This is a genomic window from Pseudomonas sp. yb_2 (genome assembly GCF_043103905.1).
Classification (GTDB): Bacteria; Pseudomonadota; Gammaproteobacteria; order Pseudomonadales; family Pseudomonadaceae; genus Aquipseudomonas; species Aquipseudomonas alloputida.
Genome location: NZ_JBICKH010000064.1, coordinates 46,170 through 71,326, shown reverse-complemented (window position 1 = coordinate 71,326; position 25,157 = coordinate 46,170). Strand labels below are relative to the sequence as shown.

The window sequence follows — 25,157 nt, the reverse complement described above, 5'->3', positions numbered from 1 at the left end:
CCGGTCGGAGAGACCGATTTCAACCCTACCCGAGGGTGGTCTTGGCCAAACCGGGAAAGTCTGTAATCAGGCTGTCCACACCAAAGTCAGCCAGCCGGCGCATCAGTGCCGGCTCGTTGACCGTCCACACCGACACATGCAAACCCTGGCCCTGTGCTTTGAGCAGGCGCTCGGGGGTGCACAGCGTCCAGTTCAATGCCAGCAGTTCGCAGCCGTAGTTCTGTGCCACTTTCAGCGGGTCAAGCCAGGCGTATTCGGCCACCAGCCCGCGCTTCACGTCTGGCACCAGTTCCAGTGCGGCGCCCAGTACTTCGCGTGAACTGGAGGTGATGGTCACCTTGTCGAGCAGGCCATATTGCTGGGCCAGTTCGCGGATCGCCAGGACGGTGGTGGCCGCGCGGGTGCGCGAGGCGCTTTTCACCTCCAGTTGCCAGTGTTCGAACGGGCATTTTTCGAACAGCTCTTCCAGTTTCGGGATCGGGCAGGGCTGCACATGGCCCGGGCCGCCTTTGCGGGCATCGATCTTGACCAGTTCGGCGGCCGGGTGCTCGACCACTTTGCCGCGCCGGCCCGTGGTGCGCTTGAGGGTGGGGTCGTGGATGACCATCAGTTCGTTGTCGGATGACAAGTGCAGGTCCAGCTCGCAGCGGGTCACGCCATGGGACAGGCATTGCTGAAAGCTCTTCAGGGTGTTCTCGGGTGCTTCGCCCTTGGCGCCGCGATGGCCGTAGATCAGGGTCACGTTCGTTCCTTCAAATCAGGGAAAATTGGCTCAGGAGGCGGGGTCGTTCAGTTCCAGCTGCTGGCGCCGTTGTTGTTGCTGGCGCTGCAGGATGTATCGGGCCAGCAGTTGTCGTTGGGCGTCGGTCATGTCGATGAACTCGGTACCGACCTCGAAGCCGCCCTCCGGGCGAGGGTCGCAATGGGTGACCTTGCCGCGCAGCAGCAGGCCGTGGGCGCGCGGCATCAGCACCATTTTCACTTTCACCCGGGTACCGGGGGCAATCTGTGTGGCGTGGACGGATTCGATGCCGCCTTCGGAAATGACCACCGGCAGCGGCTCGCCGACTTCGCCAAGCAGGGTTTGCCCAACCACCGCGCTGAGCAAGTCGAGGCGCTTGTTCTGTGCCCGCAGGAACGCGGCGAGGGTGCGGTCCTTGTCGCTTAGCTGGCGCAACAGGTGTTGCGACTCGAAGTCGGCCAGGTGCAGCTCGCTGAGCAGGTTGAACAGCGGCGAATCATCTTGCAACACATCTGGTTCAAGGGCTTCGGCCGCGCTAAGGGGGCTTATTTGAAGTGCGATCCGATCTTCGATGCGGTAGTATTCGCGGCGATCTTCTTCGTCTAATGTCGTCATGGCGAACCCAAGGTAGCGGCGGTGGTCCGAGTGTAAAGCCGCCGTAGGCGCCTCGCCACAAGGACGTTCCCTTTCATCCGAACAAGCCCCGACATGTTCAGACCTCTTTTCGCATTCATCGGCACGCGTTATACCCGTGCCAAACGTCGCAATCACTTCGTCTCGTTCATTTCCCTGACCTCGATGATCGGCCTCGCCCTGGGCGTGGTGGTAATGATCGTGGTGCTGTCGGTGATGAACGGTTTCGACCATGAGATGCGCACCCGCGTGTTGGGGATGATTCCCCATGCCACGCTGGAGAGCGGCCAGCCCATTGCCGACTGGCAGGCCCTTGCCCAACAAGTAAAGCAGAATCCGCAGGTGGTAGCGGTTGCGCCGTTCACCCAGATGCAGGGCCTGCTGACCCATGATGGCAAGGTGCAGAAGGTGCTGCTCAATGGCATCGACCCCGCTCGCGAGCGCGAGGTGTCGATCATCGACAACTTCGTCCTGCAAGGCCGCCTGGACCAGTTGGCGCCGGGCGAGTGGGGCATCATGATCGGCGACAAGGCGGCGGCCAAGCTGGGCGTTGCCATCGGCGACAAGCTCACCTTCGTCGCCCCAGAGGTCAGCGTGACCCCCGCCGGCATGTTCCCGCGCATGAAGCGCTTCACCGTGGTTGGCACCTTCCACGTTGGCGCGGGGGAGATCGACGGCTACCTGGGCCTGACCAACATCAGCGACCTGTCCCGCCTGCACCGCTGGAAGCCCGACCAGGTCCAGGGCCTGCGCCTGAAGTTCGACGACCTGTTCCAGGCGCCGCGCGTAGCCTGGAGCATCGCCCAGCAGCTGGGCGACCAGGAATTCTATAGCCGTGACTGGACCCGTACCCACGGCAACCTGTACCAGGCGATACGTATGGAAAAGGCCATGATCGGCCTGCTGTTGCTGCTGATCGTGGCGGTAGCGGCGTTCAACATCATTTCCACCCTGGTGATGGTGGTCAACGACAAGCGCGGCGACATCGCCATCCTGCGCACCCTGGGCGCCACGCCCGGGCAGATCATGCTCATCTTCATGGTCCAGGGCACGGTGATCGGGGTGATCGGCACGCTGATCGGCGCCGTGGTCGGGATCTTCGCGGCACTGAACGTGAGTGCGGCGATCGCCAGCATCGAGACACTGATCGGCCACAAGTTCCTCAACGCCGACGTGTACTTCATCGATTACCTGCCGTCGCAGATCCTGGCCCAGGACGTGTACATGGTCTGTGGAGCGGCACTGGTCCTGAGTTTCTTCGCCACCCTGTATCCGGCCTGGCGTGCGGCCCGCACCCAGCCTGCAGAGGCGCTACGTTATGAGTGAGTCGCGCATGAGTGATAAAGCCGTTCTGAGTTGCCGCAACCTGGGCAAGTCCTACGACGAGGGCCCGGAGTCGGTGCAGGTGCTGTCCGGGCTCAACCTGGAACTGCGGGCCGGTGAGCGGGTGGCCATCGTTGGCAGTTCCGGCTCGGGCAAGAGTACCTTGCTCAACCTGCTGGGCGGCCTCGACCGGCCGACCCAGGGCAGCGTGTGGCTGGCTGGCGAAGAGTTGTCGGCACTGGGCGAGCGTGCCCGTGGCCTGCTACGCAACCGCGAGTTGGGCTTTGTCTACCAGTTCCACCACCTGCTGCCGGAATTCACCGCCATCGAGAACGTGTGCATGCCGCTGCTGATCGGCCGAACGCCCATCCCCGAGGCCCGGGAGCGTGCCGAGGCGCTGCTCAAGCGGGTAGGCCTGGGCCACCGCTTGAACCACAAGCCGGCCGAGCTTTCCGGCGGCGAACGCCAGCGCGTGGCGATTGCCCGGGCGCTGGTCAACCGCCCAGGCCTGGTGATGCTCGACGAGCCGACCGGTAACCTCGACCACCATACCGCCCAAGGCATCCAGGAGCTGATGCAGGAGCTGTCCAGCGCTTCGCGCACGGCATTCCTGGTGGTCACCCACGACCTCAACCTGGCGCGGCAGATGGACCGTGTGCTGAAGCTCGACGATGGCCACCTGGTGGCCATCTGATCGACTGCTGGGGTGGCAGGTGCTGCCCCGTTTTCCTGTTTCCATTGGGTGATTTCGTACATGTTCAGACCCTTGCCCATCTTTATCGGCGCGCGCTACACCCGAGCCAAGCGTCGCAACCACTTCATCTCGTTCATTTCGATGACTTCGATGATCGGCCTGTCGCTGGGCGTGCTGGCGATGATCGTGGTGCTGTCGGTAATGAACGGCTTCCAGCGCGAAATGAGCTCGCGCATTCTCGGCCTGGTACCGCATGCCGCCATCCTGGGCGTGCAGCCGCTGGACGACTGGCACAAGGTGGCCGACGCAGCCATGAAGAATCCGGCGGTGATGGCGGTGGCGCCGATTACCGAGATGGAAGGCATGCTGTCGTACAAGGGCGCCATGCAGCCGATCCAGGTGGGTGGTATCGACCCGGCCGAGGAGGGCAAGGTTTCCATCGTTGGCCAGCACATCGTCCAGGGCCGCCTGCAGGGCTTGCAGCCCGGTGAATTCGGCGTGGTCATCGGTGAGCTGACGGCACGCCGCTTCCGCCTGAACACCGGCGACAAGCTGACCTTGATCGTGCCGGAAATCAGCAAGGAACCGGGTGGCATCACCCCGCGCATGCAGCGCCTCACCGTGGTTGGCATCTTCAAGGTTGGCGCCGAGCTGGATGGGTCGCAGGCCTATATCCATGTTGCTGATGCAGCCGAGATGCAGCGCTGGGCGCCAGGCGAGGTGCAAGGTGTGCGCCTGAAGCTGCACGACCTGTATGCCGCTCCGCAGGTGTCCAAGGCGATTGCTGCCGGGCTTGGTGACGCCTACCGGGCCGATGACTGGTCGCATACCCAGGGCAGCCTGTTCAGCGCCATGAAGATGGAAAAGACCATGATCGGCCTGTTGCTGATGATGATCATCGCGGTCGCGGCGTTCAATATCATCGCCACCCTGGTGATGGTGGTGAACGACAAGGGGCCGGACATTGCCATCCTGCGTACCTTGGGCGCCACGCCGGCGCAGATCATGGGCACGTTCATGGTCCAGGGCAGCCTGATCGGCATTGTCGGCACGCTGATTGGTGGCGTACTGGGCGTGATTGCGGCGTTCAATGTGAGCCAGATCGTCGGCTGGCTGGAGCGGGTGAGCGGGCAGCACATCTTTACGTCGGATGTGTACTTCGTCAGCAGCTTGCCGTCGCAATTGCAGTGGGGGGATGTGGCGATCATCTGCACCGCCGGCCTGGTGATGAGTTTCCTGGCGACCATTTACCCGGCCTACCGGGCGTCGCAGGTGCAGCCGGCGATTGGCCTGGCGGTTTGATGTCTGCCTGAGATCCTGGGGGCGTAAAGCGCCCCAGGATTACCGGTTTTGAGTGAACTCGATCACGAATCGGGTCCACCCACCCTCGCACTCCGCCCGTATGCATCCGCCATGGGCCTGCACGATCGACCGGGTAATCGCCAGGCCCAGCCCCGCATGCTCGCTGCTGCCTTCCCGTCGAGCCGGGTCCACCCGGTAGAAGCGGTCGAAAAGCCGCGGTAGCGCGACCGGGTCGATAGCCAGCCCGGTATTGGCCACGTTGATCGTCGGCCCCGGCCCCAGGGTTACCTTGATCTGTCCTCCTGCCGGGGTAAAACGCATGGCGTTGTCCAGCAGGTTGGACAGCGCCCGGCGCAGCATATGCTGGTCGCCGTGCAGCACCGCTTCACCCTCGCGCAGCATCTGCACGTCGCTGTCTTCTGCCAGAGGCGCGTAGTACTCCAGCAACGCATCCACCTCGTCATGCAGCGCCAAAGGCGCGTCCCCCGGTACCAGCAGGCCGTGGTCGGCCTTGGCCAGAAACAGCATGTCGTTGATCATCTGCGCCATCCATTGCAGTTCTTCCAGGTTGCCATGCAGTGCCTCTCGGTATTCTTCGAGGCTGCGTGGGCGGGTGAGGGTGACCTGGGTGTGCGTCAGCAGGTTGGACAGCGGCGTACGTAACTCGTGGGCGATATCGGCCGAAAACGCTGACAGGCGCTGGAAGGCATCGTCCAGGCGCTGCAGCATCGCGTTCATGCTGCTGGCCAGCTCGGCCAACTCTTCGGGCATCTGCGCCACCGGCAGACGGGTGGTGAGGGAGCGCGCTGACACGCTGGCGGCCACCTGGCCCATCTGCCGCAATGGGCGCAGGCCGCTGCGGGCGGCCCAGGCACCCAGTAGTGCGGTGGTCAGCGCCGACAGGCCGACCGTCAGCCAGATCAGTCGTTGCATGCCCTGCAGGAAGTGCTGGTGGTGGGTGATGTCGAGGTACAGGGTCAGTCGCGGCGACTGCATGGCGCCCTGTGTCAGGGGCACGGACAGGCTGCGGTAGTCGATGCCTGGCGCATGCAGGGTGGCCAGCCCGGTGGCCTGCGCTGCATGAGGCAGCCCGCTGCGGCTTTCGAACCAGGTGGCGCCATTGCTGGCGCTGATGCGCAGGGCCAGGTCGGCCTGGTGACTCAGTTCGTCGCGCAGGGCAGGCAGGCGGGCCTGGAGCTCATCAGCCGTGCTGACGCCAGCCAGTTGCGTCCGAAACAATGACAGGCGCGAGTCCAGCAGTTGTTGGTCGAGTTCGACGAAGTGCTGCTCGCTGGCCCGGCTGAACAGCAGACCGGCGCCCAGCGAGACGGTGGCGGTGCAGGCGGCGAACAGCAGGGCCAGGCGGCTGCCGAGGGAAACCCGGCGCATCACTCGGTGCGCTCTTCGAGTACGTAACCCATGCCGCGGACGGTGTGGATCAGCTTGTTGGGGTGCGGGTCGTCGATTTTCAGGCGCAGGCGGCGGATGGCCACTTCGATCACATTGGTGTCGCTGTCGAAGTTCATGTCCCACACCTGCGAGGCGATCAGCGATTTTGGCAGCACCTCACCCTGGCGGCGCAGCAGCAGCTCAAGGAGTGAGAACTCCTTGGCGGTCAGGTCGATGCGCAGCCCGGCACGCTCGGCGCGGCGGCGGATCAGGTCCAGGCGCAGGTCAGCCAGGCTCAGGATCGTGTCCTGGCTCGGGCTGGTGCCACGGCGCAGCAGGCTGCGTACCCGGGCCAGCAGCTCGGAAAAGGCGAACGGCTTGACCAGGTAGTCGTCGGCGCCCAGTTCCAGGCCATGCACGCGATCCTCGACGGCGTCGCGGGCGGTCAGGAACAGCACTGGCGTATCCAGGCCAGCCTGGCGCACGGCCTGAAGGATCTGCCAGCCGTCGCGGCCGGGCAGCATCACGTCGAGGATCAGCAGGTCGTGGTCGCCGGTCAGGGCGAGGAACTGGCCGGTCTCGCCATCGGTGGCCAATTCGGTGGCAAACCCGGCCTCGCTCAGGCCTTGGCTCAGGTACTGGCCGGTGCGGGCCTGGTCTTCGACGATCAGCAGTTTCATGCACTGTCCATATTCTGAAAGATTGTGCGTAGCCTATGGCGTCGCTTTACTGCTAGCACAGGGGCAATAGGATGGCTGAAATGATACGTGACGATGTGCCCGCTCGCCCAAGCTGACAAAGTTGTAATGTGCCTGTCAGGTAGCTGCCAGTCGCCCCCGGCTAATGTGGCCTCATCCTGCTGTGTATTCCCGGAGTCATCATGAAACACCTGTTCATTACCGCCACCCTTGCCCTGGGCAGCCTGCCGGCTTTCGCTGGCCAGGCGCAGAGCTTCGCCTTTGGCGAGCCTGCCCCGGCGGCCAAGGCCACCCGTACGGTCAACGTGGTGCTCAAGGACATCGCCTTCGAGCCAAAAAGCCTGCAGGTAAAAGCCGGCGAGACGGTGCGCTTCTTGCTGGTCAACGAGGGCAAGCTGCCGCACGAATTCAACCTGGGCGACAAGGCCATGCATGCCGAACACCAGAAGGAAATGGTCGCCATGCAAGGCAAGATGTTCACCGAGGCGATGAACCACGAAGGTATGGATCACGGCAAGATGATGAACCACGGCCAAATGATGGACCATGGTGACGGCCATGGTCACGGGGGTGGCAACACTGTGATGGTCATGCCCGGCCAGCGCGCCGAACTGACCTGGACCTTCCGCCAATCGGCGCCCATCGAGTTTGCATGCAACGTGCCGGGGCATTACCAGGCGGGTATGGTCGGGGCATTGACCATTGAGTGACTGGCTCTGCAAGGCGGGGTGCAAAACCGGTAGACTAGGGGCATTTTCGAACCTCTAGGTCAGTTTCCATGCATCCCGCTGCCGAACATTCCCCGCTGGGCAAGTCCAGCGAATACCTCGCCACCTACTCCCCGGAGCAGCTGTTTCCGATCCCGCGCACTGCCAAGTGGGCCGAGCTGGGCGTCACTGCACAGACCTTGCCCTGGCAGGGGGTGGATTACTGGAACTGCTTCGAGCTGAGCTGGCTGCTGCCTTCGGGCAAGCCGGTGGTAGCGATCGGCGAGTTCGCCATCCCGGCTGATTCGCCAAACATCATCGAGTCCAAGTCATTCAAGCTGTACCTCAACTCGCTGAACCAGACGGTGTTCACCTCGCTGGGCGCGTTGCAGGTATGCCTGGAAAAAGACCTGTCCGCCGCTGCCGGCAAGCCGGTGGGGGTGAAGGTGCGCACTTTGGCCGAGGTTGAAGCCCAGGGTGTGGTGGCTTTACCGGGGCAGTGCATCGATGCACTGGACGTGGCCATCAGCAACTACGAGCAGCCGCAACCAGAGCTGTTGCGCTGCAACCCGGAGCGGGTGGTGGAAGAAACCCTGCACAGCCATCTGCTGAAGTCCAACTGCCCGGTCACCGGCCAGCCGGATTGGGGCAGCGTGGTGGTCCAGTACAAGGGCAGGGCGCTGGACCATGCCAGCCTGCTGACCTATCTGATCAGCTTCCGCCAGCATGCCGACTTCCATGAGCAGTGTGTGGAGCGGATTTACCTGGACTTGAAGAATCTGCTGCAGCCGGAGCACCTGACGGTCTATGCGCGCTATGTGCGCCGCGGTGGGCTGGACATCAACCCGTATCGCAGCACCGGGGCGATCAGCCCGGATAACAAACGCCTGGTCCGGCAGTAATACAGGGGGGCCGCTTTGCGGCCCCCGCTATTTCAGATCCCCATGCTGTGCAGCGAGTTGGCAATGCTGCGCAGGGTGGCTGTGAGGTCGGGGTGGTCGGCCTCGAAGCGTTCGATCGCCAGGTTCACGCCGTCCACCAGGTTGTTGTCTGGCGTGGCTTCTTCAAGTTTCAGTTGCGCCTCGATCTGGCGCGCCTCTTCGTGCAGGGCGGCCAGCTCTTCTTCCGAAAGCGGTACGTTGCGGTCCAGTTGCTCGCGCAAGCTGTTCAGGCGCTCTTGCAATTCGCGGGCAGGCATTGGCTATTCTCCATCAATGGCTTGGCAAGCCATGGACCTCGGCGACGTGGCAAAGGTTCTGGCCTGTCTTCAGGGTAATCTACCTGCTGCCGATTTGCATGATCCGCGTCAAGACGGCTGTATCAGGGTTTTTCACCCTTGCGCCGGCGCTGGGCGATGTCCACCAGGCAGGTGTCCAGCGCTTCCAGATGATCGATCACCGAGTGCACGCCCAGGCTGAACAGCGCCAGCGTCGCCTTGCTGCGCGCCAGATCCTGCTCTTGCGGGCTCATGGCTTGCCATTGCGCAGAAGTGCGGTCGCATAACGGGCTGCAGGCGGCCAGGCCTACTGTCCACAAGCCGGCGTTAAGGCCAGACTGCAGCAGGCGCGGGTCGCCGCTGACCAATACGCAGCCATCCAGGCGCTCGCTGTCCAGCGCCATCAGTGCCTGCCAGCAAGCGTTCGGCGCCGGCCAGCGCACGCCATTGACCGCATGCCCTGGCAGCCAGTCGGGCAGTACATGGGCCAGGCGTTCGCTTTGCGCGGTATTGAGGTCATCCAGCCAGATGCACGGCACTTGGCGCTGACGCAGGCTGGCAAGGGTGGCCAGGGCGCCGGGGGCGGGTGATGGCGCGCCATGGGTGGCCTGCACCAGGCAGCCGCGCAAGCCGAACAGTACAGCAGTGAAGGCGGGCGCAGTGTCCATGGCAACTTCCCCCAAATGGTTCGAAGGCTATGCGTTGATTGTTACCGTCCTGTGACATCGCCCGCTGCGCAACAGTTGTTCACAAAATATTGAGCAAAAATGTGTAAGGCTGCTTATCAGCCCGCAAGTCTCTATACTGCCGCCTTGATAGCAGCGCGACGTGTTGCGCTTGCGGCCAAGAAATTCGATGGAGAAACATCTATGCGTAGGATCGGTGCCAGTGTGATCGAACGAGTCACCCAGGCCTGTGTCTGCGCCAGCATGCTGCTGGCGCCCGCGGCAGCCACCCAGGCCGCCACCGAGGAAGATCCCTGGGAAGCGGTCAACCGCCCGATCTTCCGCTTCAACGACACCCTCGACACCTATGCCCTCAAACCATTGGCCAAGGGCTACCAGGCGGTCACTCCACAGTTCCTCGAAGATGGCATCCACAACATCTTTCGCAACCTGGGGGACGTGACCAACCTGGCCAACAACGTGTTGCAGCTCAAGCCGCATGCGGCGGGCGTGGATACGGCGCGGTTGATCGTCAACACCACCTTCGGCCTGGGTGGCTTCTTCGATGTGGGTACCAAGATGGGCCTGCAGCGCAACGACGAGGACTTTGGCCAGACCCTGGGCTACTGGGGTGTGCCGAGCGGGCCGTATGTGGTCATCCCGCTGCTGGGCCCAAGCACTGTGCGTGATGGTGTGGCCAAGTACCCGGACACCTACACCAAACCCTATCGCTACATCGACCACGTGCCTACGCGCAATTCGATCTTCGCGCTGGACCTGATCGACACCCGCGCCAGCCTGCTCTCGGCCGAAAAGCTGATTCAGGGTGACAAGTACATCTTCATTCGCAATGCCTACCTGCAAAACCGCGAGTTCAAGGTGAAGGATGGCGAGGTCGAAGACGACTTCTGATCTGTGAACCTGGGGCCGCAAAGCGGCCTCAGGTTCAATGCATGGCCAGAATCCGCAGCCCGAACTTCTGCTGCCCGCCCGGCTGGTCGGCAATCCATACCACTTCGGTGCTGGCATGCAGCCCTTTCAGCGCCGGATGGTCGGAGTCGATCCGTACCTCGATCTGATCACCCACCAGAAAGCGCTGTGGCGCCTGCACTTGCATGCCACCGCTGGACAGGTCCAGGCACACCGCCGCAATCACCTGGCCTTCGTGCAAAAGGCTGACCTCGGTGTCGATGCGCATGCGAATGAAGTCGCGTTTCTCGCTATGGCTGGAGGGCGTGTGGGGCATGCTGCATCCTTCCCGTCGGGTTGCGCTGGTCGACTTTCTTATAACTCCCGGTGATTTGCCCTGTAAAGAGCGGCGAGGTCGACCCCAGCATGCTTGAAACCCCTGCCGGATGGGAGTACCGTCTGCGCCTTACAAGGTACCTCTGACAGTTGCCGGGCAGGTGTTCTTGTCCTACAACTCAAGTAGAGTGTGACCATAAAGAATTCCCGTAGCTGGCCGTCTGCCTTGCCGACACCGCTGCACCAACCTAAATCGGCGCCGTTCGCCCACATGCAGAAAACCAGTGCAACGCTGCTGATCATCGATGACGACGACGTGGTCCGTGCCAGCCTCGCCGCCTATCTTGAAGACAGTGGTTTCAGCGTCCTCCAGGCCGGTAATGGCCAGCAGGGGCTTCAGGTCTTCGAAGAACACCAGCCCGACCTCGTGATCTGCGATCTGCGCATGCCGCAGATGGGCGGCCTCGAACTGATCCGTCAGGTCAGCGAGCGTGCGCCGCAGTTGCCGGTGATCGTGGTGTCCGGTGCCGGCGTCATGAGTGATGCGGTGGAAGCGTTGCGCCTGGGCGCCGCCGACTACCTCATCAAGCCGCTGGAAGACCTGGCCGTACTCGAGCATTCGGTGCGCCGCGCCCTCGACCGCTCGCGCCTCGTGCTGGAAAACCAGCGCTACCGCGACAAGCTCGAAGCCGCCAACCGCGAACTGGAGGCCAGCCTGCACCTGCTGCAGGAGGACCAGACCGCCGGTCGCCAGGTGCAGATGAACATGTTGCCGGAAAGCCCCTGGGTGGCCGGCGAGTTCGCCTTCGAGCACCAGATCATCCCGTCGTTGTACCTTTCGGGTGATTTTGTCGATTATTTCCGCGTGGACGAGCGGCGCATTGCTTTCTACCTCGCCGATGTATCCGGGCATGGGGCGTCGTCGGCCTTTGTCACCGTGCTGTTGAAATTCATGACCACGCGCCTCATGTTCGAGCTCAAGCGCAGCAGAATGCGTGAGTTCAAGCCGTCTGAAGTGCTCAGCCACATCAACCGCGGCCTGATCAACAGCAAGCTGGGCAAGCACGTCACCATGGTCGGCGGGGTGATCGACGAAGAGTCCGGCCTGCTGACCTACGCTGTCGGCGGCCATTTGCCGTTGCCGGTACTGTACACCCCCGAACATTGCCGCTACCTGGAAGGCCGCGGCCTGCCGGTGGGGTTGTTCGATGAGGCCACCTACCAGGACTTGGTGGTGGAGCTACCCCCGCAGTTCAGCCTCAGCCTGATGTCCGATGGCATTCTGGACCTTTTGCCGGGTGATACGCTCAAAGATAAAGAAGCCGCCTTGCCGGAGATCGTCAAGGCAGCAGGTGGCAGTCTGGATGGGCTGCGTCAACGATTTGGATTGGCTACGCTTGGGGAGATGCCGGATGATATCGCCCTATTGGTGTTGAGCAGGAACCTTCAATGAGTACCGGTAGAATTCAGTTCGCCGAGCAGAGCGGTACCTTCGTACTGAAATTCGTTGGTGAAGTGCGCCTGACCCTGTGTTCGGCGCTGGATGCGACGATCGAGAAGATTTTCACTGCGCTGAACTTCTCGGCGATTGTCATCGACCTGACTGAAACCGAGAGTATCGACAGCACCACGCTGGGCCTGCTGGCGAAGCTGTCGATCCTGTCGCGACAGAAGGTGGGCCTGCTGCCGACGGTGGTGACTACCAATCCGGACATTTCACGGTTATTGCAGTCGATGGGCTTCGATCAGGTGTTCAACATCGTCGATCGACCGATACCCTGCACCGATTGCCTGACCGACTTGCCGTCGCAGGACCAGAATGAAGAGGTGGTGCGCTCCAAGGTGCTGGAGGCGCACAAGATCCTCATGGGCCTGAATGACTCCAACCGCGAAGCCTTCCATGATCTGGTCAATGCGCTGGAGCGGAGCTGATCTATAGCCTGTGCCGGCCTCTTCGCGGGTAAACCCGCTCCTACGACGGCCTGCGCCCAAACACCAATGTGTGTCCACCCCCAATCAGGTGTAGGAGCGGGTTTACCCGCGAAGAGGCCGGCACAGGCTGTAAAAACTCTGAATCTCACTACGCCCGGTTTTTAAACTCTGTAGCCTCACCCCCGCCAGCATCCAGCTGGTACACCCGCGCCGGCCGCCCCTGTTCATCAAAAAACACCTGTCCCAGCCCGGCACCATTCCACAGCCGTTCCCCGGCCTTGCTGTGGCTGGGCGTACGCGGCACCACCTCCATTTCTCGGCGCTTGGTAAACCAGTTGAGCGGCGAGCGCGGTGCATACAACCAGCGGTTGAGCCGGTCGAGCACATCCAGCAAGCGCCGGGGGAACTCGTTCTTGATTCCGCTGCTGGTCACCTGCCACAAGTGCGGGCTGCGTTGGCGGTGGCGAATCAGCACCTCATACACGAATGAATAATGCACATCCCCCGACAGCACCACGTAGTGCCCCGGCGTGCGCGAGTGGCGGAAGATATTGAGGATGACCTGCGCTGCACCGCGGTGGGCCATCCAGTTCTCGGCATCCACCAGCAGCGGGTAGCCCAGCCAGCTGAACACCTTCTGCACCGTCTCGATCAGCTTCACCCCGAAAATCGGCGCAGGTGACACGATGACTGCCGAGGGATGATCGAGCAGTGCTTGCTGCAATTCACTCAGCGCTTCCCAGTCCAGCAGGCCGGACGGCTTGGCCAGGTTGCTTTCGCTGCGCCAGCGGCGGGTGCGGGTGTCCAATACCAGCAGCGGTGGTTCTGTAGGCAGGCTGAACTGCCAGCCCTGGAAGCGCAACAGTTCGCCGATCAGCTCATCCTGGTTCTGGCGGGTCAGCACCTGGCATTGCTTGATCAGCGGATTGCAATCGTCCGGGTTGTTGCCCCAGGCCTGGCAGAGCAGGTAGCCGAGCAAGGCGTTGCCGATGATCCTTCGCGAGAATGGGTGGCCGTAGGCAGTTTCCTCCCACTGCGCCGAGAGGTTCCAGTCGTCCGTGATGTCGTGGTCATCGAAGATCATCAGGCAGGGCAGGTGGGCCATCACCCGCGCCACCTGACCGAGATTGTCGGCAAACCCCTGGATCAGCGGCAGCTCTTGCTGGTATCGGGCTTGATGCTCGTCGCTGAGCCCGCTGGGGATTCCCAGGTCCACCAGCTGCCAGGGCACCGGCGACCACACCAACAGGTACATGGCCATGACTTCGGCGAAGGTCACCAGGTGGTTGTCGGCGTTGCTGGACGAGAAGATCGGCTTGCGCTTGCCGCCGAAAAAACGCTCGCGCAGGGTGTCGTTGCGTTCCAGCGCCGGCAGCAGGTCGGCGCGGTGGTAGTAGCTGGCCGGGTGCTGGTACAGCGCCTGGCTGTCGGCTACCACCGCACCTTCCAGTTGCTCGTCGAACAAGCCCAGGCGCGAGATCAGGCTATGGATGGCGCGCAGCATGGGGCCAGCGACATCGTCGGCGTAAACCTGGTCGCCCGTCATCACTAGCACGGCGGGGCGGTCTTCGGGCTTCTTGCACCCCTGCAGCAGCCGGTCGGCGCACAGCAGGCCGTCGGCGGCAGGGTGGTGCGGCTTGCGGCAGGAACCGTGCAGCAAATGGTCGAGGCGCTCACGCAGCACCAGGCTCGGGCGTGGGTTGCCGGGGTAGAGCAGGTGTGGGGCCCAGTCGGCGATACCCTGGCCGTTGATCAGCAGGTCGTAGTCGAGCAGCTGGTTGCAGGGCAGGGGGCTGGCGAATTGGATGTCCAGCAGGTGAACGTAGGCATGCCGGCCAATCGGCACCACCTGGCAATCGACGTGGGCCTCGCTTGCCATGCAGACGAACGCGGGCTGCAGTGGTTGGGTAGTGACCAGCCAGACGGCCAGACGCTGGGGTTCCAGGCGGCGCAGTACCGGGCCGGCGAGAACGAGGGGCAACGGGTTAGGGGAGGTCATCGACAGCTCGGGTGGCTATGGCGGCCTGTTCGCGGGCAAGCCCGCCCTTACATCGATCGGTGTAGGAGCGGGATTGCCCTCGAACAGGCCCGAGAATTCAATACACAACTAAGGCGTGGCAAACAAAACGGGCGGAAAATACTGAACACTTCCCGCCCGTCAGGCAACCACGAACTGTATCAGGCCTTTTCAGCCATCAACTTCTCCAGCTTTTCCTGGTCCCGCGCAAATTGGCGGATACCTTCGGCCAGTTTCTCGGTGCCCATGGCGTCTTCGTTCATCGCCCAGCGGAACTGGCTTTCGTTCAGGTGCTGCTTGGCTTCACCGGCGTTGCCCGGTTTCAGCACCTGCGGCAATTCACCCTGGTCATCACTCAGCTGCTGCAGCAGCTCGGGGCTGATGGTCAGGCGGTCACAGCCGGCCAGTTGTTCGATCTGGCCGATATTGCGGAAGCTGGCGCCCATGACCACGGTGTTGTAACCATTGGCCTTGTAGTAGTTGTAGATGCGGGTGACCGACTGCACGCCTGGGTCCTCGGCGCCCACGTATTCCTGGCCGGTGCTCTTCTTGTACCAGTCGTAGATACGGCCCACGAACGGCGAAATCAAAAACACCCCGGCATCGGCACAAGCCTGGGCCTGGGCGAAGGAGAACAGCAGGGTCAGGTTGGTCTGGATACCTTCCTTCTCCAGCTGCTCGGCGGCGCGAATGCCTTCCCAGGTGGAGGCCAGCTTGATCAGCACACGCTCTTTTGCCACTCCGGCCGCCTCGTACAGGGCGATCAGCTGACGCGCCTTGTTCAGCAGGGCTGGCTCATCGAACGATAGGCGTGCATCCACCTCGGTGGAGATACGCCCCGGGATGACCTTGAGAATGCCCGAGCCTACCGCCACTGCAAACTTGTCGCAGGCCAGGTCGACATTACCCTTGGCGTCGGCCTTCACCTGCTTGAGCAGATCGGCGTAGCCCGGGATGGCAGCAGCCTTGAGCAGCAGCGACGGGTTGGTGGTGGCATCGACCGGCTTCAGGCGGGTGATGGCGTCCAGGTCCCCGGTGTCGGCGACCACGGTGGTGAACTGCTTGAGTTGTTCCAGCTTGGAGGTCATGGGCGTGCTCTGTCCTGTGCATTTACTCGACATTACCCGAGGCCCGACAGCCGCTCAAGGGCCGCCGAAACCCTGCGGACCCGCTGGCCCGCACAGGGCTGTACGAAAGGTGAAGATTCGAGTCGCAAGCAAGCCCGAGGTTCCCTCCCTCTGAGGTCACCGCCCCTGCAACAACTCCACGGCCTGGTCAAACACCGCCAAGGGTTCGGCCGCCTTGTGAATGTCTGCCGACAGCAACTGGCGGAAGCGCCGCGCCCCTTTGAATCCTTGGGCCAGCCCCAGAATATGCCGGGTAACGTGGTGCATCGCACCGCCACTTTCCATATGCGTCACGATATAAGGCCGCAGTTGCGCCAATGCCTCGCTACGGCTGACCACCGGCGCATCGCTGCCAAACAGTTGCTGGTCCACCTCGGCCAGCAGATAAGGGTTGTGATACGCCTCGCGCCCCAGCATCACGCCATCGAAGGTTTCAAGGTGTGCCTGGCATTCGTCCAGGGTCTTGATCCCCCCGTTGAGCACGATCTCCAGGTCCGGGAAGTCCCTCTTCAACTGCGCTGCGATGTCATAGCGCAGCGGCGGGATCTCGCGGTTCTCTTTCGGCGACAGCCCTTCCAGAATCGCGATGCGTGCATGCACGGTAAAACTCCGGCAGCCGGCCTCACGCACCTGGCCGACGAAGTCGCTCAGTTCGGCGTAGCTGTCACGGCCGTTGATACCAATGCGGTGCTTCACCGTGACAGGCGTCGATACGGCATCTCGCATGGCCTTCACGCAGTCGGCCACCAGCGCCGGGTGAGCCATCAGGCATGCGCCGATCATGTTGTTCTGCACCCGGTCGCTCGGGCAGCCAACGTTGAGGTTGACCTCATCGTAGCCCGCTTCTTCAGCCAGGCGCGCACACGCGGCCAGGTCGGCCGGCACACTGCCGCCCAGTTGCAGGGCCAACGGGTGCTCAGAAGCATCGTGGCGCAGGAAACGGTGAGCGTCGTTGTGCAGCAGGGCGCCGGTGGTGACCATTTCGGTGTAGAGCAGGGTTTGCCGGGAGAGCAGGCGCAGGAAGAACCGGCAATGCCTGTCGGTCCAGTCCATCATGGGGGCAACGCTGAAGCGGCGTGACGGCTCAGGGCGCTTGGTTTGTGGCTTTGAAGCGTTTTCTAGGAGCATTCTGGGCTACGCATTTATGTACCATTTTCCGGGGGCGTGTTGGATTTGACAGTGGTGCGATGTACCACCGCCATTCACGCTCGTACCACCGGAAATCATGGCAACGATCAGAGCAAGGAAAAAGGCCGATTCGACGGTTAGCTATACCGTCCAGATCCGCCTCAAGAAAAAGGGTGTCCTAGTCTACCAAGAGTCCCAGACATTCGCCCGCCAGCAGGCTGCTTGAGCCTGGGCGAAAGATGGTTCGTGTGGAGGATCTGCATTTTCGCGATCTGCGCCACGCAGGCGTGAGCTGGTTATTCGAAATGGATTGGGTTATTCCTGCGGCGTTACACCCTCTGAGGCGCGTTAAGCAGACCTGGCATAGCAGCTACACTGCACGCCCCGATCACCCACGACAGCCTGCTCCAATCCATCGCAGGCTCATGAAAAGGAAGTCAAGCAAATGGATGTACCTTGCGCCTCTCTGGACGAAGTCCGTCAACGGATCGATGAAATCGACCGCAGCCTCGTTTCGCTTCTCGCCAAACGTGGAAGGCTCGTGACGCAAGCAGCGGGCTTCAAGAAAACCACCGATGATGTGCGTGCGCCTGCTCGGGTCGAGCAAGTGATCAAGAAGGTTCGTGAGATGGCTGACGAAACCGGTGCCTCGGCTGAGGTGGTGGAACAGGTCTATCGGGCGATGATTTCGGCCTTCATCGCCGAGGAACTGAACACCCATGCGAAGCTGGCCGTCGAGGCTTCAGCATCGTGATGAAACGCGGGGCTCATACGCAGCCCCGCCGCTTTCTCCTGCTTGCTATCTCTGGCTCAACGCCGCAATCGAGACGCCAGACGCGACGAAGGTGAGGCCTGCGCCCACGTTCAGCCCATTCACCAGCCGTGGCCGCCGGTACAGGTAGCGAGACAGTCCCGTGGCGAAAATGCCCATCAAGGCAAACCCTAATGCAGTGAGTGCGGCGAACCACACGCCGTAAACCATCATCTGCACGCTGACCGACCCGCGTGCGGGGTCGACGAACTGGGGAATGAACGCCAGCACGAACAAACCTGGCTTGGGGTTGAGCGCAGCCGAAAGCAGACCAGTCAGAAAAATGCTGGACAGAGATTGCCTGGACGCCGGCTGGAGGCTTATCAGGCTACGAGCGCGCAGAACCTTGATCCCTAGCCAGAGCAGATAGCCGGCACCCATGAGCTTGATCACCCAAAATGCGAGCACCGAGGTTTGCATTAGCAGGGTCAAGCCTAACGAAGCGGCTGCAATGTGAAACAAAATGCCTGCGCCTGACGCCATGCCGGATACGGCCGCTGCGACTTTACCCTGGCTGAGACCGCGGCCAATGGCCAACACGTTGTCAGGGCCCGGTGCCAGCACCAACAGCACGCAGGCGGCGGTATAGGCGAACCACACGTTCATGGGAAACACGGCTCTCTCCTTAAGCCTGATGAAGCATCCATCCTGACGGCGGGGTACGCCAATAGCAAGGCGGAACCTCAAGGGCTGTCAGCACTGGCGGGCTCGGCCCTGCTTGGTTGGTCGAGGATTCTCCGAACACGTCAGGACGGGGCAGACTACCTGTGCTGACACAGTCGTCCGCTCAAGCGCCAGTTCGGTTATGTGAAGGCTCGCTTTCGTGGCTTGGCCAAGAACACTGCACAACGGACCACGTTGTTTGCGCTGTCGGACCTGTGGATGGGGCGCCGCTAGTTGTTGAACGCCGCGCTATCGGCCGAAAAATGGGCCTGGCGCGGTCGAGATGTTGCTCATTACGCGCTCGGGAGAACGTGATCGGCGTTTCCCTGGCAGTCTGTCGGAATGCGAGAACTTTGGTGTCTGTGTCAGGTCCAATCCGCACTTTAGCCACCCACTCGCGCCTCCGGAGCCGAACAAAAAATGAAAAAACCTTTGGTTGCTGTCTTTGCTTGTGCATTGGCACTCGGGATGACGGCATTCTTGCCTGCCGATATCTCCCCGATCAGTTCCGCCTATGCCAAGGGTGGTGGTGGTGGTGGTGGTGGTGGCGGTGGCGGCGGCGGCGGCGGCGGTGGTCATGGCGGTGGCGGCGGACATGGCGGTGGAAACGGCGCCGGACATGCCGGTGGCATGGGAGGGCATAGTGGAAGCGGGAAGGGCCTTGGAAGTGATCACGCTGGAAAGGCGACACGCGATCATGGCGTAAGCGGCAATCATTACGGAAGCTCGCGCAACAGCGACAACGGTCATGGCACCACCACCTCGGGTGTCGCTAACTCCAAGGACACTCGCGGTTTGGCCAAGTCCACGGCCATCTCTGGAACGACGCCAGGCGATCATAATTCGAAAGGCCTCAGCAACGCTGTCGGGTCTTCTTCAAAAAATGATCGATGATTTGACCGCATCCATGCAGTACCGGCTTTAGCGTGCACGAAAGCCCAGCGTAGACCGGGCTAAAATGAACGGGTCACCCCCACACCCTGCGAGGGCTAAGCTTTCGCAGGGTGTTTTGTTTTGGAGGCCATCATCACGAGCGAGTCAGCACGGGTCGGGATCGATCTCGGTAAACACAGTTGCCACCGGCATGCCCAAGACACGTTGGGCCAAGCGGTGTTTCGCAAGAAGGTAGACGGCACGATCAGCCACACAGCCCAGATTCGCATCCCAAGTACAGGGGGCGCTTAGCTGGCGTAGCAAGTTTCTGATTGGCCAGGCCTGCGTTTTGCTGCTGCGCTCTGTGTCGTAGCGGCCATGCTTCAGGTCGTATCTGGATGCGGCCTGAATCTTACCGGTCAGTATAGTCAGCTCCGTCCCTTTGCCGGAGTGCCTTGAATTGGACAATACCCGTGAGCGTTTGATTGATGCCGCGCTGAAGCTGTTTCTGTTGCAAGGTGTATACGTGACGGGGGTAACGGCCATTGCCGCGATGGCGGGAGTTACCAAAATGACGCTCTACAGCCATTTCCCCTCCAAGGATGCGCTGATAGTGGCGTGCCTTGAGGAGCGTGACCGACGCTGGCGTGAAGAGGTAGCGCGCACCCTGGCCAGGCATCCTGAGCCAGTCAGTGGCATGCTCGCTTTTTTCGATCTGTATGAACGCTTTCTTTTGAAAGATAGCGAGCGCGGGTGCCTGTTCGTCAACAGTGCGGCTGAATTCCCCCAGTTTAGCCACCCCGTGCATTTAGCAGTGAGCAGGCATAAGCAAGGGATACGCGAAAACCTTGCTGCCTTGGCCATGAGCGCCGGTATAAACGACCCCGACGCAGTTGCCCAAGGGCTGTTTATCTTGCTGGAGGGCAGTTTTGTCAGCGGCGCGATGGGCCAGGACATGCGGGTATTCGACACTGCCCGGCAAATAGCTCATTGCTGGATTCAGAGGCAGGAGCAGAGCGTATGACCCTGGGCCTGTTAGCGGCCATTGCCGCCACCTTTTCCTGGTCACTGCTCTACATTTTTCCGGGGCTGGTCGGTGACTACAGCCTTTTTGACCTGGCGGTGGTGAGCTATGCCTTTGCCGGGTTAGGTAGCCTGCTGGTGCTGTTCGTTTACCGCAGCGAAGTGCGGCAATTGCGACTGAGTGACTGGGCCTGTGCCGCACTGCTGGGCTTCTTGGGATACATTGGCTACTTCTTCCTGATCACCACTGCGGTCTTGGCAGCCGGGCCGGTGATCCCCCCTGTGATGATGGGGTCAGTACCGATCGTGCTCGCGATTGCCGGCAACATGCGCAGCGCCAGCGTGCCTTGGCGCGCCATTGCCGGGCCACTGCTGGTGGCGGGTCTGGGCATCAGCCTGGTCAATCTGAGCGTGTTTGATGCTAGCCGTGCGGCGGCAGTGCTCCCAACCGCATCGTTACTGCTTGGGTTGCTTGCATCGTTGTTGGCAATCGCATTCTGGACCGGTTTTGGTCTGTTGAATGAAAGTGCTTTGGCTCGACGCCCAAGCATGTCTCCCATGTTGTGGTCAGCCATGTTGATCTTCATGTGCAGCGTCGAAATGCTGGCGTTCATCCCGGTTGGGCTGTACTTGAAACTGTCTCATTTCGCTAGCTATCCGAGCGGATTGGCAGGTACTCAGGCGCTGATCGTCTGTGGGCTGATTCAGGGGTTAGGGGCCACCCTTGCAGGTGCCTGGGCATGGTCAATCGCAACGCGGCGTCTTCCGCTGGCGCTGAGCGGGCAATTGATCGCCAGCGGGACCATTTATGCAACTACGATGGGCCTGCTCATCAACCAGCGCTGGCCGTCTCCTATGGAAGCGCTTGGTACAGCCTTGTTGTTTGTAGGGGTGGTGTGGGCTATTCACGCCTTTTATCGCAAGCAAACACGCCTCCAGACGCATGGCGAGGCATCCAGGGTACGTATCTGATCCCCGGCTCGGTTGCCCGGCCATGCGTCTGGGCCGGCCAAGTTGGCTACGCCCGCTGTCCATGGCTCAGCCTATTTCAGCGGCACGTAGATGTCCGTCTGCCATTGCTCCAGTGGCGTTTCCGGGTACACGCTCAGGTAATGAAAGAACAACGGATGATCACGCAGTTCTTCGTTGCTTGATGGCAGCCAGTCACGATAAAGCGGGTAGATGGTTTCGCCAATGTAGTCAGGCGAGCCGGTATGTCGGATCACGGCACAGCGCCCCGCCGGTATAACCCGTTCATGCACGCCGAAATCGTTGGGCTGCACTGTCTCGTCTATCTCGCCGCACACGGCAAAGCGAAAGGCTTGGGCCGGGGTGGTGTCGGGGTTGTCGTAGGGGATGCCGAAGGTTCGGCTGCTGGCCACAGGCGACTGGCCGCTTTGCATGCGCCATTGGCGAAAACGCGCGACGCTTTCGCTGACCAGGCCGGGCGGCCCTTGGTGTTCGAGCGCGGCCACGTGGGTTTCGGCGAAATTCACGATACGGATCTGCATGGTGATACTCCTGGATCGGTGAGGAACATTGAATACCGCACTCCAGGCCTGCCAGTTCGGTGCCTTGGCGAACGCGCTCGGCGCCATGCCGAAGGCGCGCTTGAACGCTCTGGCAAAGGCTTCGGGGCTTTCGAAACCGGCGCCGAATGCGGCCTCCAGTATGGGCGTCGCGGGCGAGGCGACCAGTTGATGCGCTGCGCGTCGAAGCCTCATCAGTTGCACATACCGTGAAACCGGAACGCCCATGTAGGCCGTGAACTGCCGATGGAAGTGAAACGCCGAGAAGTTGGCGATGCGGCTCAAGGCAATTACCGACAGATCGCCTTCGAGGTGGCTGTCGATGTAGGCAAGCACGGTTTCGAACCGTTTCATGTAGCTAGGGTTGTGCTGTGAGTCAGTCAACGAACGGAATCTCTGGAGGGTGCGGTAAGCGCTAGCATCCGTTGTTCAGGCACCGAGGTGCCTAGCCGTGATTGCTCTATCGGGTGGCTTGATGTGCTGCCAAGCGTTATGAGTCAGGGTTACAGGGTGAGTACCAAGGGGCAGCAGCGTCGACGTGGACATGTTTCTGCTTCCTGGGCAGGAACGGAGTATCAAGCGTTCCCAGCGCTATCGAAATCCAGTCGGCAAACTCACCTTGGGCGCGTGACCAGAACAAGGTCGAGCCGCACTCCGTGCAGAACTCGCGCGTAACCGTCGGTGATGAAGAAAAGGCCTTGATGCTGGAAGCGCCGCGCAGTATTCGCAGCATGCTGCGCGGAATGCTGCCGTACGAAGCGAATGCGGCGCCGTGACTTTTGCGGCACTGGCTGCAGTGGCAGTGGCTCACTGCCTTGGGTGGGGTGAGTAGCAGGTAAGAGACGGCTGCGCACAAGCAGCTTCCTTGGTATGCCTCTGTCATTGGCGCTTCCGTGCAGTTGGAAAAGCGCCAGCGTAATCGCCTTGGCCCGATCAGTCGACTGGCCTGCGGGCCGACAGGCAATCAAACGCTGCGTGTCAAGCCGCCATCGACCTTGATGTTCTGCCCGGTGATGTAGGCAGCGCCTTCGCTGGCGAGAAACGCAATGGTGGCGGCGATTTCCTCGCAGGTGCCATAGCGTTTGAGCGGCACGCTGTCGCGGCGCTGTTCGGTGGCTGGCAGGCTGTCGATCCAGCCGGGGAGGACGTTGTTGATCCTCACGTTGTCCCCGGCGAATTGGTCGGCGAAGATTTTGGTGAATGCGGCCAGGCCCGAGCGGAACACTGCAGACGTCGGGAACAGCTCACTGGGCTCGAACGCCCAGGCGGTGGAAATGTTGATGATCACACCCCCTTTCTGGCGCTGCATGCAGGGCGTCACAAGGCGAGTCGGGCGAATGACATTGAGCAGATAGGTGTCCATGCCCTTGTGCCAGTCTTCGTCGCTGATTTCCAGGATTGGCGCGCGCGGACCATGGCCGGCGCTATTGACCAGCACGTCGATGCGCCCCCACTTTTCCACCACGGCATCGACCAGGCGTTTCAGGTCCTCAACCGACTGGTTGCTACCCGTTACGCCAATACCACCAAGCTCGGCAGCCAGGGCTTCGCCCTTGCCCGAGGAGGACAGGATGCCAACCTTGAACCCGTCAGCGGCCAGGCGCCGTGCCGCTGCTGCGCCCATTCCACTGCCACCTGCTGTGATGATCGCAACTTTTTCTACTGACATGCTGCCTCCGGAACGTTAATCGCTGAATGCTTAGGCGCACTAAAATTAGCAGCAGTCGTGGCAGCGAGGGAGACAGCTAAACTTCACCAAGGCAGTAGATTAACTATTGCCTGCCTGTTGCTTGAACCAGCGCTGGACAATGCCTAGCGACTCCGGCTGCTGCAACTTTCGTGGCCACACCAGGTAGAACGACTTATCGAGCCTGAGTTGCTGGGCGAAGACCTGGGTCAGCCTGCCCGCGACGATGTCATCACTGACGAACGCCAGGCTTGCCAACGCAATACCCTGACCACTGATGGCGGCATCGATAGCCAATGAAGTCTGGTTGAACCGCAGGTTTCTGGCAGTCGCTTGCCCGTGTTGCGGGAACACTTGTGCCAGGAACCGAGGCCAGAAATCATGGGCATCATGGAGCAGGGTGAACGCTTGAAGCTGCTCGAAGCTGGTGGGGGTTTTGCTGGCTTCGAACAATGTTGGGCTGGCCACGGCGACGATACGCTGTTCCATCAACAGTTCGCTGTTCAAGCCCGCGCCGATGTCGGGCTTGCCATAACGGACTGCGAGATCCACGCCGTCGGTATTGAAGTGGGACAGCCGATCTGTGGCCAGTACACGTAAATCGATGTCCGGATGGCTGTGCGCAAAGCTGCCCAACCGGGGAATGAGCCATTTGGAGGCAAAGGTTGGTGTCACGCTGACCGTCAGGTGAGACGCCTGTGGCCGCAGCAGGCGGGTTGCCTCATCGATCATCGCCAAGGCGTTGCGAATGCTGCCGCTGTAGCCCAGCCCCGCATCGGTCAGTGCCAGGCCCCGGGGCAGGCGCTCGAACAAACGAAGGTTCAGGCTCGCTTCCAGCCCGCGTATCTGTTGTGCCACTGCCGCCTGGGTAACCCCCAGCTCTTCGGCGGCCAGGCGGAAGTTCAGGTGGCGGGCAACCACTTCGAACACACGTAGCGCATTGAGCGAGGGCAAATCAGGGAAACCGTTTGGCATGGCGATGGACAGGTTCGGGCTGGAGGATTCAGCCACGAGGCTACTCGCCGAGCGCCTGTAAAGAAACCCGCGCCACCGCAGCCAATCCGCTTCGCTGCGCAGCAAACCCTCTGTTGGCGGCTGCACAATTCCATCGTTCGACTTGACGCGTGAAATTTTTCATGTAAATTTTCATGAAAAATAAGTCTAAAAATTTCACGGCAGTCCGAAACGATGAAGATGCACGAAGAGGTTGAAGCCCTCGCGATCCTTATTCACGACCTGCGCAAATTCAAGAACCTGACCTTGGGTGAACTGGCCGAGCGCATCAACCGCTCGGTGGGTTTCCTCTCCCAGGTCGAACGCGGCGTTTCGCGCCCGACCGTGGCAGACCTCACCGCTATCAGCGAAGCGCTCGGCGTATCAACCGCGTACTTCTACAACCTGAGCAAGCCCCGCAGCATTGGCTGGGTCACGCGCCCCCACGAGCGGCGCACGTTGTACCTGGAGTCGGGCATCACCGACGTGCTGGCTTCGCCGACCATCGCAGGCGCCTTCTCCATGCTCGACAGCCTTCTCGAGCCGGGCGCCACCAGTGGGGAGGCGTACTTGAGCGACCGTTCCGAGCAGGGCTGTTTCGTGCTCGAGGGCGAACTCACGGTGTGGCTGGACCAGGGCGATGCTGTGACCCTGCAAGCCAACGACTGCTTCCAGCTGCAACCCCATGCGCCGTTCCGTTACGCCAACCTGACGGATAAAACCACCCGTGTGCTCTGGGTCTTCAATTGAATTCGTTCAC

General features: G+C 61.5%; 28 protein-coding genes and 2 pseudogenes. 15 read left to right on the top strand and 15 right to left on the bottom strand.

Translation table 11 applies throughout. The features are described 5' to 3' along the window. Positions 1–25: 25 nt before the first annotated feature. Both ACF8FB_RS15375 and ACF8FB_RS15370 read right to left on the bottom strand, forming a co-directional pair. Positions 26–742, bottom strand: coding sequence for a glycerophosphodiester phosphodiesterase family protein (locus ACF8FB_RS15375; RefSeq protein ID WP_003248799.1), 717 nt, complete (start codon positions 740–742; stop codon positions 26–28). A 30-nt stretch (positions 743–772) separates the two neighbouring features. Continuing rightward, on the bottom strand, positions 773–1,357 hold the full coding sequence (locus tag ACF8FB_RS15370; protein ID WP_010953140.1) for a PilZ domain-containing protein: 585 nt from the start codon (positions 1,355–1,357) through the stop codon (positions 773–775). Between the two features lie 93 nt (positions 1,358–1,450). On the opposite strand from ACF8FB_RS15370, the gene ACF8FB_RS15365 reads away from it, so the two are divergent. The 3 genes from ACF8FB_RS15365 to ACF8FB_RS15355 are packed head-to-tail and all read left to right on the top strand — an operon-like array spanning position 1,451 to position 4,694. Next, positions 1,451–2,701, top strand: a complete 1,251-nt coding sequence (locus ACF8FB_RS15365; protein WP_392510910.1) for a lipoprotein-releasing ABC transporter permease subunit — start codon at positions 1,451–1,453, stop codon at positions 2,699–2,701. Between the two features lie 7 nt (positions 2,702–2,708). Then, the gene (lolD, locus tag ACF8FB_RS15360) at positions 2,709–3,392 is read left to right on the top strand and encodes a lipoprotein-releasing ABC transporter ATP-binding protein LolD (RefSeq protein WP_172830932.1); all 684 of its coding nucleotides are present in this window, start codon (positions 2,709–2,711) and stop codon (positions 3,390–3,392) included. A gap of 60 nt (positions 3,393–3,452) precedes the next feature. Next, the gene (locus tag ACF8FB_RS15355) at positions 3,453–4,694 is read left to right on the top strand and encodes a lipoprotein-releasing ABC transporter permease subunit (RefSeq protein ID WP_392510905.1); all 1,242 of its coding nucleotides are present in this window, start codon (positions 3,453–3,455) and stop codon (positions 4,692–4,694) included. 39 nt (positions 4,695–4,733) lie between these two features. On the opposite strand, the gene cinS is transcribed toward ACF8FB_RS15355, so the two are convergent. Together cinS and cinR are read right to left on the bottom strand one after the other, a co-directional pair. After that, a complete protein-coding gene (gene cinS, locus ACF8FB_RS15350) occupies positions 4,734–6,086 on the bottom strand; it encodes a two-component system sensor histidine kinase CinS (RefSeq protein ID WP_392510903.1) in 1,353 nt (450 codons plus the stop codon). Then, the gene (gene cinR, locus ACF8FB_RS15345) at positions 6,083–6,763 is read right to left on the bottom strand and encodes a two-component system response regulator CinR (protein WP_010953145.1); all 681 of its coding nucleotides are present in this window, start codon (positions 6,761–6,763) and stop codon (positions 6,083–6,085) included. The genes cinS and cinR overlap by 4 nt, the downstream gene beginning before the upstream one ends. A 200-nt stretch (positions 6,764–6,963) precedes the next feature. On the opposite strand from cinR, the gene ACF8FB_RS15340 reads away from it, so the two are divergent. Together ACF8FB_RS15340 and queF are read left to right on the top strand one after the other, a co-directional pair. Next, the gene (locus tag ACF8FB_RS15340) at positions 6,964–7,491 is read left to right on the top strand and encodes a plastocyanin/azurin family copper-binding protein (RefSeq protein ID WP_010953146.1); all 528 of its coding nucleotides are present in this window, start codon (positions 6,964–6,966) and stop codon (positions 7,489–7,491) included. Positions 7,492–7,559: 68 nt separating this feature from the next. Beyond that, positions 7,560–8,390 carry an NADPH-dependent 7-cyano-7-deazaguanine reductase QueF gene (gene queF / locus ACF8FB_RS15335; RefSeq protein WP_392510901.1) on the top strand — a complete coding sequence of 277 codons (831 nt, stop codon included), beginning with the start codon at positions 7,560–7,562 and terminating at the stop codon, positions 8,388–8,390. A gap of 32 nt (positions 8,391–8,422) precedes the next feature. On the opposite strand, the gene ACF8FB_RS15330 is transcribed toward queF, so the two are convergent. Further along, positions 8,423–8,686 (bottom strand): DUF4404 family protein, encoded by a 264-nt coding sequence (locus ACF8FB_RS15330; RefSeq protein WP_003248815.1) that lies wholly within the window; start codon positions 8,684–8,686, stop codon positions 8,423–8,425. A gap of 122 nt (positions 8,687–8,808) precedes the next feature. After that, positions 8,809–9,372 (bottom strand): hypothetical protein, encoded by a 564-nt coding sequence (locus ACF8FB_RS15325; RefSeq protein ID WP_012053149.1) that lies wholly within the window; start codon positions 9,370–9,372, stop codon positions 8,809–8,811. Between the two features lie 201 nt (positions 9,373–9,573). Between ACF8FB_RS15325 and ACF8FB_RS15320 the strand changes: the two genes are divergently transcribed. Continuing rightward, positions 9,574–10,281 (top strand): VacJ family lipoprotein, encoded by a 708-nt coding sequence (locus tag ACF8FB_RS15320; RefSeq protein ID WP_064491079.1) that lies wholly within the window; start codon positions 9,574–9,576, stop codon positions 10,279–10,281. 34 nt (positions 10,282–10,315) lie between these two features. On the opposite strand, the gene ACF8FB_RS15315 is transcribed toward ACF8FB_RS15320, so the two are convergent. After that, on the bottom strand, positions 10,316–10,615 hold the full coding sequence (locus ACF8FB_RS15315; protein ID WP_014859666.1) for a PilZ domain-containing protein: 300 nt from the start codon (positions 10,613–10,615) through the stop codon (positions 10,316–10,318). Positions 10,616–10,885: 270 nt separating this feature from the next. Here ACF8FB_RS15315 and rssB point away from each other — a divergent pair, with 270 nt between their 5' ends. Next, on the top strand, positions 10,886–12,067 hold the full coding sequence (gene rssB, locus ACF8FB_RS15310) for a two-component system response regulator RssB (protein WP_010953151.1): 1,182 nt from the start codon (positions 10,886–10,888) through the stop codon (positions 12,065–12,067). Further along, a complete protein-coding gene (rssC, locus tag ACF8FB_RS15305) occupies positions 12,064–12,546 on the top strand; it encodes an anti-sigma factor antagonist RssC (protein ID WP_161774733.1) in 483 nt (160 codons plus the stop codon). The genes rssB and rssC overlap by 4 nt, the downstream gene beginning before the upstream one ends. A 148-nt stretch (positions 12,547–12,694) precedes the next feature. Here the strand turns inward: rssC and ACF8FB_RS15300 are convergent, their stop codons facing one another. The 3 genes from ACF8FB_RS15300 to dusA form a co-directional block, all read right to left on the bottom strand. Further along, positions 12,695–14,545 (bottom strand): alkaline phosphatase D family protein, encoded by a 1,851-nt coding sequence (locus tag ACF8FB_RS15300; RefSeq protein WP_392510898.1) that lies wholly within the window; start codon positions 14,543–14,545, stop codon positions 12,695–12,697. Positions 14,546–14,724: 179 nt separating this feature from the next. Next, positions 14,725–15,651 carry a transaldolase gene (tal, locus tag ACF8FB_RS15295; RefSeq protein WP_020190071.1) on the bottom strand — a complete coding sequence of 309 codons (927 nt, stop codon included), beginning with the start codon at positions 15,649–15,651 and terminating at the stop codon, positions 14,725–14,727. A 156-nt stretch (positions 15,652–15,807) separates the two neighbouring features. Next, a complete protein-coding gene (dusA, locus tag ACF8FB_RS15290) occupies positions 15,808–16,818 on the bottom strand; it encodes a tRNA dihydrouridine(20/20a) synthase DusA (RefSeq protein WP_392510894.1) in 1,011 nt (336 codons plus the stop codon). Positions 16,819–16,915: 97 nt separating this feature from the next. Here dusA and ACF8FB_RS15285 point away from each other — a divergent pair. Next, a pseudogene (locus tag ACF8FB_RS15285) lies at positions 16,916–17,041 on the top strand (site-specific integrase); the annotation flags it as partial. A gap of 222 nt (positions 17,042–17,263) precedes the next feature. After that, a complete protein-coding gene (locus tag ACF8FB_RS15280) occupies positions 17,264–17,572 on the top strand; it encodes a chorismate mutase (RefSeq protein ID WP_392510892.1) in 309 nt (102 codons plus the stop codon). A 45-nt stretch (positions 17,573–17,617) separates the two neighbouring features. Here the strand turns inward: ACF8FB_RS15280 and ACF8FB_RS15275 are convergent, their stop codons facing one another. Then, positions 17,618–18,235, bottom strand: a complete 618-nt coding sequence (locus ACF8FB_RS15275; protein WP_392510928.1) for a LysE family translocator — start codon at positions 18,233–18,235, stop codon at positions 17,618–17,620. A gap of 174 nt (positions 18,236–18,409) precedes the next feature. On the opposite strand from ACF8FB_RS15275, the pseudogene ACF8FB_RS15270 reads away from it, so the two are divergent. The 4 genes and pseudogenes from ACF8FB_RS15270 to ACF8FB_RS15255 all read left to right on the top strand — a co-directional run. Beyond that, a pseudogene (locus ACF8FB_RS15270) lies at positions 18,410–18,526 on the top strand (IS5/IS1182 family transposase); the annotation flags it as partial. Between the two features lie 186 nt (positions 18,527–18,712). After that, entirely contained in the window at positions 18,713–19,186 is a 474-nt protein-coding gene (locus tag ACF8FB_RS15265) for a hypothetical protein (protein WP_392511530.1), read from the top strand. 439 nt (positions 19,187–19,625) lie between these two features. Next, positions 19,626–20,189, top strand: coding sequence for a TetR/AcrR family transcriptional regulator (locus ACF8FB_RS15260; RefSeq protein ID WP_392510888.1), 564 nt, complete (start codon positions 19,626–19,628; stop codon positions 20,187–20,189). Next, on the top strand, positions 20,186–21,160 hold the full coding sequence (locus tag ACF8FB_RS15255; RefSeq protein ID WP_392510886.1) for an EamA/RhaT family transporter: 975 nt from the start codon (positions 20,186–20,188) through the stop codon (positions 21,158–21,160). The genes ACF8FB_RS15260 and ACF8FB_RS15255 overlap by 4 nt, the downstream gene beginning before the upstream one ends. A 71-nt stretch (positions 21,161–21,231) precedes the next feature. On the opposite strand, the gene ACF8FB_RS15250 is transcribed toward ACF8FB_RS15255, so the two are convergent. From ACF8FB_RS15250 to ACF8FB_RS15235, 4 genes are all read right to left on the bottom strand, one after another. Beyond that, positions 21,232–22,071 (bottom strand): GyrI-like domain-containing protein, encoded by an 840-nt coding sequence (locus ACF8FB_RS15250; protein ID WP_392510884.1) that lies wholly within the window; start codon positions 22,069–22,071, stop codon positions 21,232–21,234. Between the two features lie 136 nt (positions 22,072–22,207). Continuing rightward, positions 22,208–22,600, bottom strand: coding sequence for a GFA family protein (locus ACF8FB_RS15245; RefSeq protein ID WP_081273312.1), 393 nt, complete (start codon positions 22,598–22,600; stop codon positions 22,208–22,210). 81 nt (positions 22,601–22,681) lie between these two features. Then, positions 22,682–23,386, bottom strand: a complete 705-nt coding sequence (locus ACF8FB_RS15240) for an SDR family oxidoreductase (RefSeq protein ID WP_392510882.1) — start codon at positions 23,384–23,386, stop codon at positions 22,682–22,684. Between the two features lie 99 nt (positions 23,387–23,485). Beyond that, complete coding sequence (locus tag ACF8FB_RS15235; protein ID WP_392510927.1) at positions 23,486–24,379, bottom strand: LysR substrate-binding domain-containing protein; 894 nt, start codon at positions 24,377–24,379, stop codon at positions 23,486–23,488. A 213-nt stretch (positions 24,380–24,592) separates the two neighbouring features. Between ACF8FB_RS15235 and ACF8FB_RS15230 the strand changes: the two genes are divergently transcribed. Beyond that, a complete protein-coding gene (locus ACF8FB_RS15230; protein WP_014591753.1) occupies positions 24,593–25,147 on the top strand; it encodes a helix-turn-helix domain-containing protein in 555 nt (184 codons plus the stop codon). The last annotated feature ends 10 nt before the right edge of the window (positions 25,148–25,157 follow it).

What these genes read in the sequence shown, in the direction of transcription:
- ACF8FB_RS15370 (WP_010953140.1), bottom strand. Translation starts at nt 1,357, where the DNA reads ATGACGACATTAGACGAAGAAGATCGCCGCGAATACTACCGCATCGAA.
- ACF8FB_RS15365 (WP_392510910.1), top strand. Translation starts at nt 1,451, where the DNA reads ATGTTCAGACCTCTTTTCGCATTCATCGGCACGCGTTATACCCGTGCC.
- lolD (WP_172830932.1), top strand. Translation starts at nt 2,709, where the DNA reads ATGAGTGATAAAGCCGTTCTGAGTTGCCGCAACCTGGGCAAGTCCTAC.
- ACF8FB_RS15355 (WP_392510905.1), top strand. Translation starts at nt 3,453, where the DNA reads ATGTTCAGACCCTTGCCCATCTTTATCGGCGCGCGCTACACCCGAGCC.
- cinR (WP_010953145.1), bottom strand. Translation starts at nt 6,763, where the DNA reads ATGAAACTGCTGATCGTCGAAGACCAGGCCCGCACCGGCCAGTACCTG.
- ACF8FB_RS15340 (WP_010953146.1), top strand. Translation starts at nt 6,964, where the DNA reads ATGAAACACCTGTTCATTACCGCCACCCTTGCCCTGGGCAGCCTGCCG.
- queF (WP_392510901.1), top strand. Translation starts at nt 7,560, where the DNA reads ATGCATCCCGCTGCCGAACATTCCCCGCTGGGCAAGTCCAGCGAATAC.
- ACF8FB_RS15330 (WP_003248815.1), bottom strand. Translation starts at nt 8,686, where the DNA reads ATGCCTGCCCGCGAATTGCAAGAGCGCCTGAACAGCTTGCGCGAGCAA.
- ACF8FB_RS15325 (WP_012053149.1), bottom strand. Translation starts at nt 9,372, where the DNA reads ATGGACACTGCGCCCGCCTTCACTGCTGTACTGTTCGGCTTGCGCGGC.
- ACF8FB_RS15320 (WP_064491079.1), top strand. Translation starts at nt 9,574, where the DNA reads ATGCGTAGGATCGGTGCCAGTGTGATCGAACGAGTCACCCAGGCCTGT.
- ACF8FB_RS15315 (WP_014859666.1), bottom strand. Translation starts at nt 10,615, where the DNA reads ATGCCCCACACGCCCTCCAGCCATAGCGAGAAACGCGACTTCATTCGC.
- rssB (WP_010953151.1), top strand. Translation starts at nt 10,886, where the DNA reads ATGCAGAAAACCAGTGCAACGCTGCTGATCATCGATGACGACGACGTG.
- rssC (WP_161774733.1), top strand. Translation starts at nt 12,064, where the DNA reads ATGAGTACCGGTAGAATTCAGTTCGCCGAGCAGAGCGGTACCTTCGTA.
- ACF8FB_RS15300 (WP_392510898.1), bottom strand. Translation starts at nt 14,545, where the DNA reads ATGACCTCCCCTAACCCGTTGCCCCTCGTTCTCGCCGGCCCGGTACTG.
- tal (WP_020190071.1), bottom strand. Translation starts at nt 15,651, where the DNA reads ATGACCTCCAAGCTGGAACAACTCAAGCAGTTCACCACCGTGGTCGCC.
- dusA (WP_392510894.1), bottom strand. Translation starts at nt 16,818, where the DNA reads ATGCTCCTAGAAAACGCTTCAAAGCCACAAACCAAGCGCCCTGAGCCG.
- ACF8FB_RS15280 (WP_392510892.1), top strand. Translation starts at nt 17,264, where the DNA reads ATGGATGTACCTTGCGCCTCTCTGGACGAAGTCCGTCAACGGATCGAT.
- ACF8FB_RS15275 (WP_392510928.1), bottom strand. Translation starts at nt 18,235, where the DNA reads ATGAACGTGTGGTTCGCCTATACCGCCGCCTGCGTGCTGTTGGTGCTG.
- ACF8FB_RS15265 (WP_392511530.1), top strand. Translation starts at nt 18,713, where the DNA reads ATGAAAAAACCTTTGGTTGCTGTCTTTGCTTGTGCATTGGCACTCGGG.
- ACF8FB_RS15255 (WP_392510886.1), top strand. Translation starts at nt 20,186, where the DNA reads ATGACCCTGGGCCTGTTAGCGGCCATTGCCGCCACCTTTTCCTGGTCA.
- ACF8FB_RS15250 (WP_392510884.1), bottom strand. Translation starts at nt 22,071, where the DNA reads ATGAAACGGTTCGAAACCGTGCTTGCCTACATCGACAGCCACCTCGAA.
- ACF8FB_RS15245 (WP_081273312.1), bottom strand. Translation starts at nt 22,600, where the DNA reads ATGACAGAGGCATACCAAGGAAGCTGCTTGTGCGCAGCCGTCTCTTAC.
- ACF8FB_RS15240 (WP_392510882.1), bottom strand. Translation starts at nt 23,386, where the DNA reads ATGTCAGTAGAAAAAGTTGCGATCATCACAGCAGGTGGCAGTGGAATG.
- ACF8FB_RS15235 (WP_392510927.1), bottom strand. Translation starts at nt 24,379, where the DNA reads ATGCCAAACGGTTTCCCTGATTTGCCCTCGCTCAATGCGCTACGTGTG.
- ACF8FB_RS15230 (WP_014591753.1), top strand. Translation starts at nt 24,593, where the DNA reads ATGAAGATGCACGAAGAGGTTGAAGCCCTCGCGATCCTTATTCACGAC.